Source organism: Savagea faecisuis (assembly GCF_042675605.1).
GTDB classification, from domain to species: Bacteria; Bacillota; Bacilli; order Bacillales_A; family Planococcaceae; genus Savagea; species Savagea faecisuis.
Genome location: NZ_JBHTJF010000024.1, coordinates 1 through 2,551, shown reverse-complemented (window position 1 = coordinate 2,551; position 2,551 = coordinate 1). Strand labels below are relative to the sequence as shown.

General features: G+C 43.8%; 3 protein-coding genes. 2 read left to right on the top strand and 1 reads right to left on the bottom strand.

What is annotated here, in order from left to right:
- Nucleotides 1-270 precede the first annotated feature (270 nt).
- Both ACFQ0V_RS08055 and ACFQ0V_RS08050 read left to right on the top strand, forming a co-directional pair.
- Nucleotides 271-1,248 carry a cation diffusion facilitator family transporter gene (locus ACFQ0V_RS08055; protein WP_381012077.1) on the top strand — a complete coding sequence of 326 codons (978 nt, stop codon included), beginning with the start codon at nucleotides 271-273 and terminating at the stop codon, nucleotides 1,246-1,248.
- A gap of 93 nt (nucleotides 1,249-1,341) precedes the next feature.
- Complete coding sequence (locus tag ACFQ0V_RS08050) at nucleotides 1,342-2,163, top strand: pirin family protein (protein WP_381012074.1); 822 nt, start codon at nucleotides 1,342-1,344, stop codon at nucleotides 2,161-2,163.
- Between the two features lie 49 nt (nucleotides 2,164-2,212).
- Here the strand turns inward: ACFQ0V_RS08050 and ACFQ0V_RS08045 are convergent, their stop codons facing one another.
- The gene (locus tag ACFQ0V_RS08045) at nucleotides 2,213-2,461 is read right to left on the bottom strand and encodes a hypothetical protein (protein WP_381012071.1); all 249 of its coding nucleotides are present in this window, start codon (nucleotides 2,459-2,461) and stop codon (nucleotides 2,213-2,215) included.
- Nucleotides 2,462-2,551: the final 90 nt, after the last annotated feature.

Genomic DNA, 2,551 nt, shown 5'->3' with positions numbered 1-2,551 from the left:
CGATAAGCATTAGTAGTTGCCATTAGATTTTTAGATTGGTCGTTAGAAACGTATATTTGTATTTTTGCAATAATTGTAGTCATTATGTTCACCGCCTTTCACTAATTAAATTATATCACTGTTTTAGTGAAAATTCAACAAAAATGGAGAAAGGAGGAGGCAAGGTACAGGCTTCAGATACTACCGTATCTGACGGCAATTCCTCCCCCACTTATCGTTGAGCTATCGCCCTTCACACGATTGAAGTGGGGGTATCCTTGCTGATTTCAGATGAAAGACTTATTTCAATTGCTCAAAGGGGGCAATCGGTCGTCGCTCATCGCAGCGGTCGTCAACTTTATTTTAGGTGCTTTAAAAGGCGTCGTCTTTTTCTTTACAGGAAATGTCGCATTGTTCGCAGAAATGATGCATTCTCTCGGCGATTCTGCCAACCAATTTTTCGTCTTTTTCGGTTCGGCTTTGTCTAAAAAGTCACCGACGCAAAAATTCCCGAAAGGATTCGGTCGCCTCGTCAATCTCGTCTGTTTAGGTGCTGTTTTAATCGTCGGGATTCTCGCATACGAAACGATTAAAGAAGGTTGGCATCACATTTGGAACCCGACCGCTTCTTCTGGCTTTTGGTTATCGATCGGCGTCCTCGCAATCGGCGTCGTCATGGAAGGGATTGTCTTTTACAAAGCAGCACAAGAAATTGCGCACGAAGTCGGCATCGACCACGCAGGACTAAAAACAATCCCGCTCGCTATTCGCAATGTCAATCGTGCAAAGCCAGCAACAAAGCTCGTCTTTATGGAAGATTTCGTCGCAACATTCGGCGGTGTGCTCGCGATTTTCGCCATCGTGCTTGCCCAATGGACAGGATTTCATGCAGGGGAAGGAATCGCTTCTGTCATTATCGGAATCACGATGTTTTACGTCGTCGGCCGTGTCTTTTTGGACAATGCGCGTGGAGTCATCGGCGAAACGGACGAAGAGATGCTCAATCATATCGCTTATCTCGTCTTAGATCATCCCGATATTATCGATATTGAACGACTCGACGTTGTGAAAGAAGGAGAATTTTTACACGTTGAACTCGTCGCGGAAGTCAATCCGAATCATTCACTCGCCTATTTAGACGACGTGCGCGATACGTTGACAGAACAAATTTTATATCAAAAAGGAGTGAACCGTGTCATCGTTTCGTTCGATGAAGATGACGGAGAACAAGAATGGCATCACCGTGAAGCCCGCCCTCTCCTCTCTTAAAAGCCTAGATTTTTTAGGCTTTTTGTTTATATCTTGAATTCAAGATAATAATGCGCTATACTAAGTGTAACAATATAAAAGGACGTGGAAATGATGACAATTCGTAACGTATTACGCAACACACCGATTCACTATCATTCAGAAGATGGCCAATTTATCGTAGGGAATGTTCTTGCTGGACATGAAATGACAGCTAATGATCCTTTCTTATTTATGGAAGATGTCGTCTTTCCAGAAGGGACATTCGGACTTCATCCACACCGTGGTATCGAAACGATTACGTATGTGCTCGAAGGTGAAGTGATGCACCATGATACGACACATGGAGACGGCTCGATTCAAGCGGGAGACGTCCAATGGATGACAGCAGGTGGCGGTGTACTCCATGCGGAAGAACCTGCACCAGGCACGAAAGCGCATGTTTTGCAATTGTGGCTCAACTTACCTGCCGAACAAAAAATGATGCCTTCTAACTACCAAACCTTATTCCAAAAAGATATGCCGGCAGTCGAAACAGACGGCGCGAGCGTACGAATTTTTTCAGGAGAGTTTCAAGGAACACGTGCTGAGACGACGAATATCGTTCCTGTCAACATGTATGACATTCGGATGCAACGCAACAGTACATTGCAGTTTCCGATTCCAAAAGGCGATAAAGCATTCGCCATTTTATTAGACGGCGAAGCGAAGTTCGGAAACGAAGCGATTGCGACAACGGCACCTGCCGTCATTCACTTCTCGCACGATGCAGGAGATATCGTCATCAAAGCGACAGAAGAAGCGCATATTTTGTTTTACTCAGGCACGCCACTCGGTGAACCGATTGCAGCGCGCGGACCGTTCGTCATGAACACGCGCGAACAATTAGAAGAAGCGTTCCGCGATTACCGCGAAGGAAAATTTCATAATAACTAATCAAAAAGCGTCCTTTTCACTTTTATGAAAAAGGACGCTTTCTCTATAATTAATTTTTTGTAATTTCAAAAATCGGAATTTTTGCACGCACTAAATCTTCTACAAATGTCGGGATTTCACGTATTGGCATCGAGGTTTGTAAAACCCACTGCATATGTTCAGGCTCTTGTACCACATGTGCTGTGAAGCGACTGCCGATTAAAAGCAATACTTGTCTTTGTGTATGAGGTTGTTCGAGCCCTCCTAAATTCCAATAAATGTCGTGACACTGATTGCTATTTTCTGTTCGGATAATCATTCCGATACTCCTTCCTTTAGGAATGAAAATTCGTCTTTATATTTAGCTGGTGTAGGGAACTTTTGCTTTTTAAGTGCTTCTTTATCATCT